General features: G+C 53.2%; 11 protein-coding genes. 10 read left to right on the forward strand and 1 reads right to left on the reverse strand.

The annotated features are described in order from the left end of the window. Positions 1–10: 10 nt before the first annotated feature. Entirely contained in the window at positions 11–2,125 is a 2,115-nt protein-coding gene (locus WCA10_RS12100) for a hypothetical protein (protein WP_472822779.1), read from the reverse strand. Between the two features lie 552 nt (positions 2,126–2,677). Between WCA10_RS12100 and WCA10_RS12105 the strand changes: the two genes are divergently transcribed. The 10 genes from WCA10_RS12105 (at position 2,678) to WCA10_RS12150 (ending at position 15,204) form a co-directional block, all read left to right on the forward strand. Next, on the forward strand, positions 2,678–3,823 hold the full coding sequence (locus WCA10_RS12105) for a glycosyltransferase family 2 protein (RefSeq protein ID WP_472822780.1): 1,146 nt from the start codon (positions 2,678–2,680) through the stop codon (positions 3,821–3,823). Between the two features lie 61 nt (positions 3,824–3,884). Then, positions 3,885–5,198 carry a nucleotide sugar dehydrogenase gene (locus WCA10_RS12110; protein ID WP_472822781.1) on the forward strand — a complete coding sequence of 438 codons (1,314 nt, stop codon included), beginning with the start codon at positions 3,885–3,887 and terminating at the stop codon, positions 5,196–5,198. Then, the gene (locus WCA10_RS12115) at positions 5,170–6,387 is read left to right on the forward strand and encodes a hypothetical protein (RefSeq protein WP_472822782.1); all 1,218 of its coding nucleotides are present in this window, start codon (positions 5,170–5,172) and stop codon (positions 6,385–6,387) included. The genes WCA10_RS12110 and WCA10_RS12115 overlap by 29 nt, the downstream gene beginning before the upstream one ends. Positions 6,388–6,400: 13 nt before the next feature. Beyond that, entirely contained in the window at positions 6,401–7,714 is a 1,314-nt protein-coding gene (locus WCA10_RS12120; protein WP_472822783.1) for a glycosyltransferase family 4 protein, read from the forward strand. A gap of 276 nt (positions 7,715–7,990) precedes the next feature. Then, the gene (locus WCA10_RS12125; RefSeq protein ID WP_472822784.1) at positions 7,991–9,202 is read left to right on the forward strand and encodes a polysaccharide deacetylase family protein; all 1,212 of its coding nucleotides are present in this window, start codon (positions 7,991–7,993) and stop codon (positions 9,200–9,202) included. Between the two features lie 91 nt (positions 9,203–9,293). Beyond that, a complete protein-coding gene (locus WCA10_RS12130) occupies positions 9,294–10,472 on the forward strand; it encodes an FAD-dependent oxidoreductase (protein ID WP_472822785.1) in 1,179 nt (392 codons plus the stop codon). A 20-nt stretch (positions 10,473–10,492) separates the two neighbouring features. After that, on the forward strand, positions 10,493–11,725 hold the full coding sequence (locus WCA10_RS12135) for a carboxylate--amine ligase (protein WP_472822786.1): 1,233 nt from the start codon (positions 10,493–10,495) through the stop codon (positions 11,723–11,725). A gap of 108 nt (positions 11,726–11,833) precedes the next feature. Then, positions 11,834–12,376, forward strand: coding sequence for a dTDP-4-dehydrorhamnose 3,5-epimerase (gene rfbC, locus WCA10_RS12140; RefSeq protein WP_472822787.1), 543 nt, complete (start codon positions 11,834–11,836; stop codon positions 12,374–12,376). A 116-nt stretch (positions 12,377–12,492) separates the two neighbouring features. Then, positions 12,493–13,683 (forward strand): glycosyltransferase, encoded by a 1,191-nt coding sequence (locus WCA10_RS12145; RefSeq protein ID WP_472822788.1) that lies wholly within the window; start codon positions 12,493–12,495, stop codon positions 13,681–13,683. 192 nt (positions 13,684–13,875) lie between these two features. Next, complete coding sequence (locus WCA10_RS12150; RefSeq protein WP_472822789.1) at positions 13,876–15,204, forward strand: hypothetical protein; 1,329 nt, start codon at positions 13,876–13,878, stop codon at positions 15,202–15,204. The last annotated feature ends 10 nt before the right edge of the window (positions 15,205–15,214 follow it).

Genomic DNA, 15,214 nt, shown 5'->3' on the forward strand with positions numbered 1-15,214 from the left:
ACAAGGGTCGCTAGAGCACAGTCGCCGTCAGTCCCGCCGGGGCCGAAGGCGGGCTATTCCCTGCTGAGGAGGACGCGCTGTAGCACTGGTTGGCGTCGAAACTTAGCACACTACCAGATCCATCAGGTACGCCATGCATAACGCCGAGATAACAGTCCTCAGCTGGAATAGATGTTGCATGGTTAGCCCAGGCGCTGGTCAAAGTTCCGCCCGCGCATTGGCTCGAGGACGTGGCCTGCGCCCCGCTATAACTCCCGCTGCACGTACCCAAATTTCCCGAAGTTACATCCGGACCGATGGGGGGCCAAGGCTTGCCCGAAGGCCACCACGAAGGCGTGGAACCGTAATAGAGCGATGCGGGCAGCGTGTGAGTCGCAGGCACGGGATTCGCTTTGACATAAGGAACGGCACCGGGAGATGCTTCGGTTGAGTCCCACTTCACCCCAGCAGTTACGGTGTCGTAGTTGCCCCAGCGCATCAAGGTCGTTCCGCCTAGAGGATCGCATTGCGTAACCGAACCAGATGAACATGCTGCTCCGGTCCCAGCCCATCCGATCGAGTAAATGCTGGTATTCTCTGCCGCTCCTCCGGTTCCTCCCGAAGTCGATGTAGCAATTGCCTGATACTGAGTGCTGTATCCCGGCTGACCCAGCACATTGCCGACAATGTTGAGGCCGCGCACGTAGGCTCTCAGCAGGATTGGAAAAGTCGAAGCGGTTTTGCCGCTCTGCCACCCTGTCAGCATGTTGCGGAAATACGTGTTCTGATCGCTCGCTCCCCAGGCATCATCGCCCCAGATGCCGAAGAAGTCATTGCCTTCAAACAGGTTCATTTCGCTTCCGGCATTGTGCGAGGAGTACGCGCCGTTGCCATAGGTCGGGCAGCCGCCGCCGCAAGAGTAGTTCACGTCGATATTGAAGTTAAAACTGATAACGTGCCCTGATCCCTGCCCGAACATGATTGGCGTAGTGACTTGTTGGAATATGTTGTTTTCGACAAGCGCACCAGAGGATTCCTCGAATTCAATCGCGTAGCTCTCTGAGGCCGAACCCTGCGCTGCATAGAAATAGCTGTCGCGGATCACATCCTGGGCGCTCTGGTACACATCGACATGGTTTCTGCCGCCGTGTTCAGATCGCACGTTCTTCACCCAGCACTGATAGCAGTCGTAGATCCCCACATTGCTATTGACCGATGACCCGTCAAGGGTGATGTTTTCGATCCCGTCGTTCTGGACGAATCCGGGCCACCACGCACCGGGGTTCTGGCTGGACCGGATGTTTGAAAAATAGACGCCGGGAGAAATGGTGACTGTATACGAGCCGCCGCCGAGGGAACTAACGCCAGTCACATAGGCGACCTGCTGTTCAGAATGCGAGACGCCGTTGATAACGCGTCCATTGTTGTTGCCACCCGAGGAGCCTTCATAACCGCAGTTGGCGATGTTGGTGTCACAAATGTAAATCCCGTTTGTGTCCGAAGTGTCATTGGCCTGATCGAGAATAATGGTGTGATTCACAGGAGGAGCGCCACCGCAATTACTAAGGGTAAGGGTAGTCGAGTCCTTGGACAGTCCGCCCGTCCAAGAACATTGCTGCGAACCCCCTGGCAAGACCTCGCCGCTGCCGTCGTAACGGGGGTTGGCGTCAACGGTGCAGATACCCGCGGCCAATCCGCCCGCACAGCCGACTCCGTTCCCAAATATGAAGGTGGTCGAATTCGGGCCCGCACCGCGAAGTACCTGCTTACCCTGCGAACCGAAGTTGAAGCCGTTCACGTAATATGTTCCCGCGGGAATGTTCACCACGTTATGTGTAGCATCGCAGGAGTTCAGTGCATTCTGGATCGCGGAAGCATTCGCCGAGGCGGCACTTGAAGAATTTGCGGTGAGCGAAGGTTGAGTAGCGCAATTCGCCGTATAGTTGGGAATCGTAAATCCGGCTCCCTTCCAATCGATCGCCCTGGAAGAATCGAGAAAAGAAGACCAGTTCTGTGCAGAGGCAGTAAGACTGAATGCCGTGAGCAGGATGAGAAGTCGGGCAGGCCGACGCCAAGCCGCGACTACGCCAACGGTAATAGCACTTAAGATGAGTGCAAATAGCAAAAAGAAAAGTCGGTAGTTCATTAGTGGAGTCTCCTGTTAACGCGATCCGAAGAAGCACGATCAACGATGTCACTCAAACCGTTTTTCTGCATTGGAGCGCTAGTTCTGGGTGTGTCTTTGGAACTCCAGGAAAAGCAGTCGCCGACAACAACTATAGACAGCACTTCGGAGTGCATGCGTCCCCTTAGAGTCGACATCGATTTCATATGGACCAAGTTTATAGAAAATGGGTGATTCGTACATCCCTAGTAATACCCTCACTGGTACTAAAGTGTGAGAGTGCCCATCGGATCTGGATCTTCTACTCAAATCGTGAGCATGACACTGACCAAACTGGGCGCCGGGGTAACCAACTTGGCAGGTCAATGAAATCGTTGGACTTAAATAATCTGAGATTGGATTTTCAACAGGAAGTTGAGCAACCGAACCGCGTAAATATTTCCGATCTGAGTATTATCTACAATGGGAATTTAGCATGGCTACCGTTTGACGCTCGTCACAATTTCGACGCGATTGCGTTTGGCAAACCTCAACGAATTTGGAGAGTGGTCGTACAGATGGCGAAGCACTCTTATGCAAGGTAGAACGATCGGTGCTTTGAAACACGTGAGACCTCTAGTATCGATTCTCGTGCCGGCGTATAACGCTGAGAAGTGGCTTGCGGATACACTTCGCTCCGCGCTAGCGCAGACGTGGGATCGCAAGGAAATTATTGTTGTCGATGACGGCTCCAACGATCAGACGTTGTCTGTGGCACGGTCCTTTGAGTCGGGCATCTTGAGGGTATTCACACAAGCGCATCAAGGTGCAGCTGCGACCAGGAATAATGCCTTGTCAATAAGCCGCGGGGAGTTCATCCAGTGGTTGGATGCCGACGATCTGCTAAGCCCGAACAAAATTGCTTTGCAAATGGAAGCGCTGGAAGATACGCCCAATCCCAGAATTCTGCTTTCTGGAGAATGGGCCAGATTCTTATACCGACCAACGAAGGCGGAGTTTACTCCAACCTGCCTCTGGAGCGATCTTTCCAACGTCGAGTGGCTCATGCGAAAGATGGAGCAGAATGCCAGTATGCAAACTGCGACGTGGTTAGTGAGCCGGGAGCTCACCGAAGCGGCTGGACCGTGGGATACACGATTGTTGTCGGATGATGATGGCGAGTATTTTTGCCGTGTATTGATGGCCAGTCAAGGTGTTTGTTTTGTACCGGGTGCGAGAGTGTATTACCGTTACATTGGTCCGCAAAGCTTGGGCTATATTGGAGCGTGTGACCGCAAGCGCGATGCCTTGTGGCTCTCGATGAAGTTGAATGTGGACTATCTGCTGTCGATTTGTGACAGCCAGAGGGCTCGAGCAGCATGCGTGAGATACCTGCAGAACTGCATAGGGGCTTTCTACCCGGAACGACCGGACCTCTTCACTTTGGCGCAGCTGTTGGCTAGCGACCTGGGGGGACGTCTCGACGCACCTCGATTCCCGTGGAAGTATCGCTGGATCAAGCGAGTTTTTGGTTGGCGCGTTGCCAGGCTAATGGAACGAAACCTCCAGGGGATTAGGTGGTGGTTGCTTCGCGACTGGGACAGGATTTGTCTTTGTCTCAAATCGGACCCGATACTTAGCAAGGAGTTTTCCGTGCCGCCTGCCCCCGATCACCTGTGGTCTTCTGTGGGCTGCGAGAAATCTCCGAAGGCATTCAGCGCGAAAGATCGGTTTCAATAGATAGCAAGAACCTCAATTCCAATCGAACACAATCTACTAGGTTTCCAGCGAGGAGTTCACATTGAACATTAGTGTCTTCGGATTAGGTTACGTGGGAACGGTATCGGCTGGATGTTTGGCAGCCGAAGGGCACCAAGTAGTCGGCGTTGATCCGGTTTCGGATAAGGTTGACCTCATCAATCGAGGCCTTTCACCAATCGTAGAAACGGAGATCGGGGAGATTATAGAGGAGGCTGTGCGGAAAGGCGGCCTCCGGGCAACGCAGGACGCGAATATGGCGGTGCACGAAACAGATATTTCTTTCGTCTGCGTCGGAACACCGAGCCAGCCAAATGGCAACCTGGACCTGCATTACATTCGCCGAATATGCGAACAGATCGGTCGCGCACTGCAAACAAAGTCGGAACGGCATACAGTCGTGATTCGCAGCACAATTTTACCCGGAACCATGAGGGACGTAGTGATTCCCACTTTGGAGGAGTTCTCTGGGAAAAAGGCTGGAGAAGATTTTGGCGTGTGCAACAATCCGGAATTCTTGAGAGAGGGTTCCGCAGTGAAAGACTTCAGGTTTCCGCCGAAGACGGTGATTGGCGAACTGGACCAGGCCAGCGGCGCGTTGCTTGCAACGCTGTACCAAGAATTGGAAGCCCCGTTCATACGGACGGACCTGAATACCGCTGAGATGATCAAGTACGTTGACAACAGCTGGCACGCTCTCAAGATAGGCTTTGCAAACGAGATCGGAAACCTATGTGACGCATTCGGTGTTGACGCGGAGTCTGTAATGGATATTTTTTGCCAGGACAAAAAGCTGAATATCTCGTCTGCCTATTTGAAACCCGGATTCGCTTTCGGCGGTTCATGCCTTCCGAAGGACCTGCGCGCGCTTTCGTATCACGGAAGAATTCACGACTTGCAACTCCCGATTCTAAATGCCGTCCTGCCCAGCAACGAAATGCAGATTGCACGAGGAGTCAAGCTCGTGATGGATAGCGGAAACTCCCGTATCGGAATTCTCGGTTTCAGCTTCAAGGCCGGAACCGACGATCTTCGCGAAAGCCCTGTTATCGAGGTGATCGAACGTCTCATCGGCAAGGGCTACGATCTTCGCATCTACGACAGAAACGTGAATATTGCCGCGCTTGTAGGAGCCAATCGGGATTTCATTCTTAACCGCATTCCACATATCTCGAAGTTGATGGTGGCGAGCGTCGACGATGTGCTGTCTCACGCACAGACGGTCGTGATTGGTAATTATGATCCCGAATTCAGTCAGATTCAGGGTCGATTTCGCGATGATCAGTGCCTTGTTGATTTCGTAAGAATTACTCAGTCAGGAAAATCAAATGTCAAACACCAGCTCTCTTGCGCCTGAATTGCTCTCGGTCAAATCCTCCAGTAACCTTGCAAAGACAGATCTGTTCAATTCCATTCAGCGTCTATCGAGGTGGCTCGAGGAACACGACTATCGAGGTTACGATACGTTCGATGGCTTGAGCGCCAGATTTGTCCGCCCGTTTACATTCAACTCCGCTTTGCTTCGGACGGTTCTTCTTCAGGGCGTGCGGCGCTTTCCGATCAATCTTCGACCGCTGTTGGGTGTCAGGGCGGAGCGCTCCACCAAGGGGATGGGTTTTCTTGCTCGCGGATTCATGCGCCTAAATAAGGCTACCGGGGATCCGGTTTGGAACCAGAAGGCTGAGGCCTCACTACAGTGGCTTATGGGACACCAATCATCCGGCTATACAGGAGCATGCTGGGGCAATCACTTCGACTATCAGTCACGCGCATTCTATCTCCCCAAGGGAGTGCCCACGGTTGTGTGGACCTCTTTGATTGGGCACGCTTTTATCGATGGTTATGAGCACTTCGGTCAGGATCGCTATCTCCAAACCGCTGTGAGCGCCTGCGAGCACATTCTTCACGATCTCGCTGCACTTCCGGATAAATCGGGTGTCTGCATTGCCTATGTCCCAGGCAGGGACAGTAGAGTGCACAACGCCAACACGCTCGGAGCAAGCCTGCTTATCAGGGTGCAAAGCATTACGGGAAATGAGAAGTATCGCGACCTTGCGGAGTCGGCTCTGCGATATACCAGCGAATGCCAGCGGCAGGACGGATCCTGGTACTACGGAGAAAAAGAGAACCTACATTGGGTTGATAACTTTCACACCGGATATGTGCTCGATTGCTTTCAACACTACGAGCGCAGCACCGGCAACAGTCAGTTTCACGAGACGATGATGCGGGGTTATCGATATTGGAAGAGCACATTCTTCCTTCCGGACGGAACTCCGCGGTACTACGATCACAAGACTTTGCCCCTCGATATTCAATGCAGTTCCCAGGCGATCGATACGCTGGTGTTCTTCCGGACGCAAGATCACGATAGTTTACGACTTGCGCAAAAAGTAGCTGAATGGACCATTCGGAACATGCAGGATCGAAGTGGTTACTTTTATTACAGACGCTATTCCCGTCACATTGTGAACAAGACGCCAACTTTGCATTGGGGACAGGCGACGATGCTATGTGCGCTGGCTGGCCTGTTTGAATCCATTTGAGACGAGAACTCAATTGACCGAGAAGAAGAAAAAAGTCCTGATCATTGTTGAGAATCTGCCTGTCCCTTTCGACGGCAGGGTCTGGAAAGAAGCGCGAGCCCTGTATCAACATGGGTTCGAAGTAAGCGTGCTCAGTCCACGTGGCAAGGGATTCCAGAAGGTTCATGAAGTTCTTGAAGGGGTCCACATCTATCGGCATCCTATGCCGAAGGAGGGAAATACTCCATTCGGATACGTGTGGGAATACGGCTGTGCATTGTTGTGGGAGTTCGTGTTTGCATGGTGGATATTTGTCACTCGAGGATTCGATGTCCTGCAAGGGTGTAATCCACCGGATGATATATTTCTGGTTGCTCTCCCGTTCAAGTTGTTCGGGGTGAAATTTATTTTTGATCATCACGACGCCAATCCGGAGCTTTATCTCTCAAAATACGAGAGGAAGGATGCACTCTATCGAGCCCAGGTGTGGTTGGAAGGTCTGACGTATCGTTTCAGTGACGTGGTGATGGCTACCAACGAGAGCTATAAATCGCTAGCGATCTCGCGCGGCAGACGTGATTCTCGGGATGTCTTTGTTGTGCGGAATGGCCCGGATCTGGATACTTTCAGGCTTGTTCCTCCTAAACCCAATCTGAAATATGGCAAGGCATTTTTGATTGGATACGTCGGCACCATGAGCATTCAGGAAGGCCTCGATATCCTGGTCGAAGTTGCAGAAAACATCAGGGGCCGGGGCCGGTCCGATGTTCACTTCACTTGTGTGGGCGGGGGACCTGGTCTGCCTGCGCTGCGGCAATTGGTAGAGGATAAAAACCTCGGGGACATGTTCAACCTCACGGGGCGCGTGTCTGACGAGGAATTGCTTGACGTGCTTTCTACTTCGGATGTTTGCGTAAATCCGGACAAGCCATGCGAGATGAACAACATCTCGACAATGATCAAAATCGCCGAATACATGGCTTTGGGCAAACCCATTGTTCAGTTCAATTTGAAGGAAGGCCGGGTTACGGCAGGGGATGCTTCCCTCTATAGCGCTGGCAATGATTTGGTAACCGACTTTGCAGACAAGATTCTCTGGTTGCTGGATCATCCAGCTGAAAGAGAGAAGATGGGGCAGATTGGTCGGGCGCGAGTCGAACAACACCTCGCCTGGGAACGCTCGGTGGGTAACCTGATTGCTGCTTACAAAAGGGCCTTCGAAAAAAAAGAACGAAGAGGCCAAAATTCTCGAAGTACTTCCGAGGTCAGCCTGGATTCTGCTGCCGGGATAGCGGATATTCAGCAACAAGAATCCGACGAGTATATCTCGGAAGGGGTGGAAAGATAGTGGATCGTATGTAGTGCCTAGTCGGGCCAGCCAATGAAATTGGGCTCATCTCCTCAAGAAGTGTAGGGATCAATGGAAAGCTATCTCTCGACTTACTTCAGATGTCCTGAAGAATATATGCGCCTGATATGCGAGGGAGAGTTCTCTTTCCAAAGCGGGTACTTTCGATTTGGAAATGATACAACTCTTTTTGGACGACTTGCGGGTCATGCGACCGCACCGCGTCCGAGCGCTGAAAACTTTGATGCAGCCGGGGATGTTCGCCTCGAAGATGGATTGGTTCGTCTGCCGTTCGACCTATCCGAGGTCGTGGACAACCTGCATCGGGAAATGTACGTCGAAGAATGGCGCCACGGGGCGCTTTCCAGCTTGTCAAAGCCCTATTACTTCATTCGACCTTTGCTTCCGGTGAGTGTACGCCGACATTTGCAGAAGGTCTATTTGCATGGTTGGAATAAGCTTTCGTTTCCGCGATGGCCGGTCGATTGCTCCATCGATAACTTGCTGGAACGACTCATGGTGTTAACGCTTCAGTCTACAGGCGTTGAGCGAGTCCCTTTCGTCTGGTTCTGGCCCGACGGGCAAACAGGGTGTGCGCTGATGACACACGATGTCGAGACCGAGATCGGTCGGGATTATTGTCGGACGCTGATGGACATCGATGACTCCTATGGCGTCAAAGCCTCCTTCCAGGTTGTGCCGGAAGAACGTTACTCGGTTCCCCCGGAATTCCTGGAAGAAATTCGACAGCGCCGGCATGAGATTGCAATTCACGATCTGAACCATGATGGCCATCTTTACAAGAGTCGGCAGCAGTTTGTTGAAAGAGCCGTGAAAATAAATGCCTACGGCAGGGAATACAAGACAGAAGGGTTTCGCGCGGCAGTCCTCTACAGAAAGCAGGTGTGGTACGACGAACTGAAGTTTGCGTACGATATGTCCGTGCCAAACGTTGCCCACTTAGATCCGCAACGCGGCGGATGTTGCACAGTAATGCCGTACTTCATCGGGAACATTCTCGAACTTCCAGTGACCACCATTCAGGACTACACGCTTTTCAATATCCTCAATGACTTTTCGACTGCCATCTGGATGCAACAGACCGAGATCATCGCCCATAAATTCGGCCTTATGAGCTTCATCATCCACCCTGACTACGTGATCGAGGCACGCAAGCGCGCGATCTATGAGGAATTGCTTCGTCATCTTGTCGACCTGAGAGAGAAGAAGTCGGTGTGGGTGACGACTCCCAGCGAGGTAAATCGGTGGTGGAGACAACGGGCGCGAATGAGGCTCGTTTCGACGCCAGACGGTTGGGTGATTGAGAATCCGGGAGATGGTCGCGGGCGGATAGCATACGCAAGACTGGATGGCGACCGGATCGTCTACGAGATCGAGAGTTGGTCGTCTCCCAAATCCTCTTCTGCCATGGCGCCCTCTTCTGCGGCGTTCGAGATGCGCCACAATCGCCGGGGAGTTCGGGCCTGAAGTCGGATATCACCTCCGCTGTGATTCGACTTGGGACGCTGCGGGCGACACCCTTCCATCAATATCGATCAAGGTGAATAAGGACAGCAAAATGAATTCTTCCAAAGACTGTGATGTAGCAATCATCGGAGCAGGGCCGTATGGCCTTTCCTCCGCTGCTCACTTGAAGGCGTTGGGAATGGATGTTCGTGTTTTCGGAGAGCCCATGGAATTCTGGGCTAATGGGACGCCACGGGGAATGCTCTTGCGTTCTCCACGAGAGGCTTCCACGATCTCCGATCCAACATCGGCTTTCACGCTCGAGCAGTACGAAAAGGCGACCGGAACCCCCCCTGTAAAGCGGCTGCCCAAGGATACGTTTGTGAGTTACGGGAGATGGTTTCAAACCAAACTTGGCCCGATACTAGACCGGCGCAACGTTTCACGCCTGTGCCGCGACGGCGTGGGGTTCAAACTTTTCCTGCCCGATGGCGAAGTAGTCAGCGCCAATCGAGTTGTCGTAGCTCCGGGAATTGCGAAGTTCAAGAGTGTCCCGGCAGCATTTGCGAACCTTCCGATTGAGCGAGTTTCTCACTGTTATGACGGGCGGCCATTTTCGCAAATGGGCAAGCGGGTAGCGGTGATTGGCGCTGGGCAGAGTGCAATCGAGTCTGCCGCTCTGCTTAGCGAAGGTGGAATCTCAGCGGAGTTGATCGCCAAGATCCCAGTGCTGCGCTGGATCGGCATGCATCAGAAACTTCATCAACTAGGCCCAGTGTCGAAGATGCTCTATTCCAGACACGACATTGGCCCAATTGGGATCAGCCGGTTGGTGGCCTATCCAAACCTGATGTACCGCATCCCGATGTGGGCGAAGGATCCGATTCGGAAACGCGCTGTTCGGGCAGCAGGTGCGCCCTGGCTTATTCCCAGACTGCCGGGCGTAACGATTACCACTTCCAGATCGGTTGTTTCTGCCGCTGAAGAAAATGGTGAACTCCAATTGAAGTGGGATGATGGCACGGAAAGACGAGTGGATCACGTCTTGCTGGGAACTGGATATCGCGTCGACATTTCGAAGTACGAGTTTCTATGCGAGAGTCTGCTTAAGGACATCAAGCAAATCGACGGCTATCCCGACGTGTCTGCCGGTCTCTCCACTTCGGTACCAGGCCTGCATTTCACAGGAGCGACGGCTGCGCGAAAATTCGGCCCATTGCTCTATTTCGTTACCGGCACAGATTTCGCCGCCCGGGAACTGGCCTCGTACTTTCGCCGGCATCGCAGCTAGGCGTGGAGAAAGATCACAAAATGCCAACTGCTTCTCAAGAACGGCAAGGTGCAAACGTCGGAGCGCCGGCGAAGAACGGAATTGCAGGCGCGGTCGTCGTTGGCGGGGATCACCCAGGTCTGGGCATCGCTCGAAGTCTGGGGCGGCGCGGGATTCCTGTCTATATCCTGGATGACCAGTACTGCGTTTCCTCGTTCTCGAGATACGTGACCAAGGTCGTGCGGGTGGAAAGTATCCTGGATGAGCGCAAGACTGTTGACGCTGTGCTCGAAGTGGGTCAGCGCTACAATTTGCGAAACTGGATCCTTTTTCCGACCCGCGATGAAAACGTGGCAGCATTTTCGCGATACCGCACGGAACTTGCGAAGTTCTTTCGCGTCACGACTGGAGAATGGGAGAGCATCGAGTGGGCATGGGATAAGAAGAAGACCTACGAACTCGCCGAGAGTCTGGACATCCCGTGTCCGAAAACCTTTAATCCTAAGTCGAAAGAGGAGGTACAGGCACTCTTCCCGCGGTTGCCCTTGGCGATTAAGCCAGCCGTTAAGGAGAATTTTTTTTACGCAACGGGTGCCAAAGCTTGGCGAGCGGACACTGCTGAGGAGTTGGTGTCTCTTTATGAGAAGGCCTCAAGGCAAATCAAGCCTGAAGAAATTCTTATTCAGGAGATCATTCCTGGCGATGGCAATGAGCAATACTCCTACTGTGCATTTGTGCGCAATGGCGTTCCCAGCAGTATCTTGACGGCCCGTCGCGCGCGACAGCACCCGCGGGAATTCGGCCGTTCGGCGACATATGTTGAGACCATTGAGGCGCCGGAGATAGAAGCGTTTTCCGAACTCTTTTTGAAATCGATTAGCTATCACGGAGTCGTCGAGATCGAATACAAGCGCGACCCGCGAGACGGAAAATACAAGCTGCTGGATGTGAATGCCAGGACCTGGGGATTTCACAGTATCGGCTCCGCCTCTGGTGTTGATTTTCCTTATCTGGTCTACGCTGATCAAATGGGCCTGCCAATCGAACCGGTGCGCGCCGTGTCGGGAGTGGGATGGCTCCGACTCGTGAGCGATATTCCAACGGCAATTTCAGATTTTTTTCACGGCAGCCTGAGCGTACGTACATACATAAAATCGCTGCGTGCAACTCGTGTGGAATCAGTCTTCAATTGGCAGGATCCGCTTCCGTCTGTTGCCGAAATTATCATGTTGCCTTACCTCGCTGCGAAAAAGTATCTAAAATCCGATGAATAACACTCCAGTCAGCGTCGCCATGCGGGAGCAGCATTTCAACATGATCTGAATGATGCCGATGTGTTTTTTAGAACGCACAGAACAGTTTTTTGAAGGTAAAGCGGCTGTATGCGATTTTTGAAAACCGAGATTCAAGGTGTGTGGATCATCGAACCGGACTTTCACAAGGACGAGCGCGGACATTTCTTTCGTGCCTGGTGTCTAAGAGAGTTTGAAGAACGCGGCATTCAATTCCATCCTGTCCAGGCGAACATGGGATTCAGTCTGCGAAAGGGCACAGTACGCGGAATGCACTTCCAGGTGGAGCCGGCGCTTGAAGCGAAGCTGATTCGCTGCACACAGGGCGCTATGTTCGATGTCGCACTCGATGTACGTTCTGATTCGCCCACATTTAGAAAGTGGGTAGGTGTGGAACTTACCCCGGAAAACGGCAAGATGTTGTTCGTTCCAGAGCGATGTGCGCACGGATATCAGACACTTCAAGACCACACTGAGATGCACTACATGGCCTCTCAGTTTTTCGCTCCGGCTGCGGCACGCGGCGCTCGGTTCGATGATCCGGCATTTGGCATTCAATGGCCATTGGTTCCTTTAGTGATCTCCACACAAGATCGCAACTGGCCATTGGAAGCAGAATTGCACGAGAATTAGATAGACCTCAACCAGGCGCAGACTCTGATTGAGGCGCGGGCACTGATTTTGAACCGCGAAAAGCTCGTGTCGGAGTCAAGCCATCGCGATCCGGCAAAGGAAGGCCACCTGAAGCCATGACGGCGAAACTTAACAATGACCATCTTATTGAAGCAAAACCGGGCCAACCCCGCACACTGATCTTCTCGCAGCGAAATCTCACCCAAATCCAGCCGTATCGTTGCGCTCATTTTGAGTTCGAAGACATCATCGCTCAGGTCGACAACGCAGTCGTGCTTTCGCCGAGGATCGATCCCTCTACTTGGCGCTTCCCACTTGCCCGGCAGCTCGCCTATCACACTCCGATCAAATTCAATCCAGGGGTGGAGCCCGTGTCTCTCGATTCGGACTTCGATCTGTTCTTCGCTATATGCGGAGATCCGACTGATCTGCTCAGGATTAACGTTATTTCGAACTGGAGAGCCCGCAGCAAGAAGGCAGTTTGCCTAATCGACGAAGCGTGGGCAAGAGAAATCCCGAACTATCGAAACTATTTCCGGATGCTCAAGCAATTCGATCTGGTCGTTCTCTACTATAGCCAGAGCGTCGCACCGGCGAATGAAATCATGGGCGAAAAGAAGTGCATGTTCCTGCCCCCCGGAGTTGATGCAATCCGCTTCTGCCCTTATCCGGATCCGCCGGCCCGTGGAATCCACGTGTACAGCGTTGGCAGGAGATCGGCCATCACCCACAAGTCGTTTCTGCGAATGGCCGCGAATATCGGAACGCTTTATCTGCACGACAGCACCTCGGCAGATCGCGTGCTCGATCCAATCGAGCATCGTGTTCTTGTCGCCAATATCGCGAAGCGAAGCCGATATTTCATTGTGAATCCGGGTCTGATTGACCGACCGGATGTGCGTGGAAATCAGATTGAAATCGGAAACCGCTATTTCGAAGGTGCCGCGGCCGGAAACATTCTTCTGGGTGAACGACCCCAGAATGGCGAATTTGAGCAGTTGTTTGATTGGCCTGACGCACTCATTGATTTGCCCTATAACTCGCCGGACGCGGAGGCGATTATTCGAGCACTCGACGAGGAGCCGGAACGCCAAGCCAGGATACAAAAACTCAATGTTCAGCAGTCGTTGCTCCGGCATGATTGGGCCTACCGTTGGGAGACGATTCTTGGATCGGTTGGCCTAGCTTGTTCTCCGCGCCTTGCCCTAAGAAAAGAAAAGCTACAACGCCTGGCTGACGAGGTAATCGGAGATCAAGCTGTAGCTCCTTACAGCGCGTCCGGGTCTGGAAGGTCGATGAATCGCTAAAGTATCACCGACTCCGTAACGTGAGATTGAATGTCGCATCGCGTTTTTCGAGGGGTGCGAGCCGAACAGCCTTGTTCTGTCTTACGGATCTCCATTCTGCCCGACAGTTACGCCGATTACTCGAATTTCCGACCTGTGGTCGGTTTCCGTGCGGCATTGAGGGAGAATGAGCAGAAATCCTGGAAGGAGTTTTTGAGGTTGACTGATCACCGGAAGAGCTATTGGAAGACAGCTATGGGCGCCGCATTGTTTGTTCTCGTGACGTGTGCTGCTGTCGTCTGGCTCGTAGTTGAGACGCAGATCGCGCAGAGGCCGTGGCCGCGCCCAGGAGCGCTGGTCTGGGGGCTGGGAGGTCTCATATTCTTATGCATAGAGATTGCGAGCGTTCTTGTGTTAGCAGGGGCGCTTGTCAGCTTGCGTCGCGATAGCCTCGAGACGCGTGGAGTTCCATACGTGGGGCGTCCACGCGAATGGCACGGCGGATTCGTTGTGGGGGGCCTTCGTGCGCTTTTGCGTGGCCTGCGTGCCCTTGGGGGCCAGCGGCCAGGACAACTTGACTTACGCGCTGGAGAGCTGGTTGAGATACGCTCTCGCGACGAAATCCTTGCAACGCTGGATTCCAAAGGCGAACTGGATTGTCTGCCGTTCATGCCCGAAATGGAGGCGTGGTTTGGTCGAAGCGCGCGCGTGTTCCGACGCGTTGACAAGATATTCGACTGGATTACTTCAAGTGGCCTGCGGCGGATGAGCGATACGGTTATCCTGGAAGGCTTGCGATGCGACGGGGGCTATCACAGCGGATGTCAAGCCGATTGCCCGATTCTCTGGAAAGAGGCATGGTTGCGTCGTGCCTCGACGAAAGAGAAAGCCGACGACATGCAGGCTGCTGGCTCTCCCACCCAAATCGATCTCCGTCAATTCACAACACGAATCGATGCAGAGACCTCCGAAACACGCTTCGTCTGCCAATTGAGCAGGTTACCCATGGCGAGTACTCCGACGCCCTGGACTTATCCTCCCAACCTTCTCAGGGAGCTTCTCAGCGGAAACGTTCGAATCGGTCCTTTTCTCGCGTTTATCGCGATCTTTGCGTTCAACGGAGTGCAGCGTCGTATTCGAGGTTCGCGTTTCCCGGTTCTGGCCCATTCAAAATCACAGACGACGCCACATACGGTCTTGGATATCCAACCAGGCGAACTTGTTCGAATCAAGACCAAGCATGAAATCGAGCAGACCTTGAATTCGCAATTCAAGAATCGCGGACTTTGGTTCGACAAAGAGATGACGCGCTTCTGCGGTGGGCAGTACAAGGTCCTTGCGCGTGTCAACCGCCAGATAGATGAGAGAACCGGCAAAATGATTACGATCGGGACACCATGCATAACCTTGGAGGGCGTGACCGCAACAGGGGAGTATTTTGAATTTGCCCCGCTGGATGAGCGCATCTATTGGCGAGAGATCTGGCTTGAGCGTGTTGAGACGGAAGGACAACGGGCAGCCGGACCCCGCAAAGCATGCTAAGTCGCATTTC

Source organism: Occallatibacter sp. (assembly GCF_049582745.1).
Taxonomy (GTDB): domain Bacteria; phylum Acidobacteriota; class Terriglobia; order Terriglobales; family Acidobacteriaceae; genus Telmatobacter.

Coding starts and splice junctions, on each gene's coding strand:
- WCA10_RS12100 (WP_472822779.1), bottom strand. CDS start 2,125: ATGAACTACCGACTTTTCTTTTTGCTATTTGCACTCATCTTAAGTGCT.
- WCA10_RS12130 (WP_472822785.1), top strand. CDS start 9,294: ATGAATTCTTCCAAAGACTGTGATGTAGCAATCATCGGAGCAGGGCCG.
- WCA10_RS12135 (WP_472822786.1), top strand. CDS start 10,493: ATGCCAACTGCTTCTCAAGAACGGCAAGGTGCAAACGTCGGAGCGCCG.
- WCA10_RS12105 (WP_472822780.1), top strand. CDS start 2,678: ATGCAAGGTAGAACGATCGGTGCTTTGAAACACGTGAGACCTCTAGTA.
- rfbC (WP_472822787.1), top strand. CDS start 11,834: ATGCGATTTTTGAAAACCGAGATTCAAGGTGTGTGGATCATCGAACCG.
- WCA10_RS12115 (WP_472822782.1), top strand. CDS start 5,170: ATGTCAAACACCAGCTCTCTTGCGCCTGAATTGCTCTCGGTCAAATCC.
- WCA10_RS12145 (WP_472822788.1), top strand. CDS start 12,493: ATGACGGCGAAACTTAACAATGACCATCTTATTGAAGCAAAACCGGGC.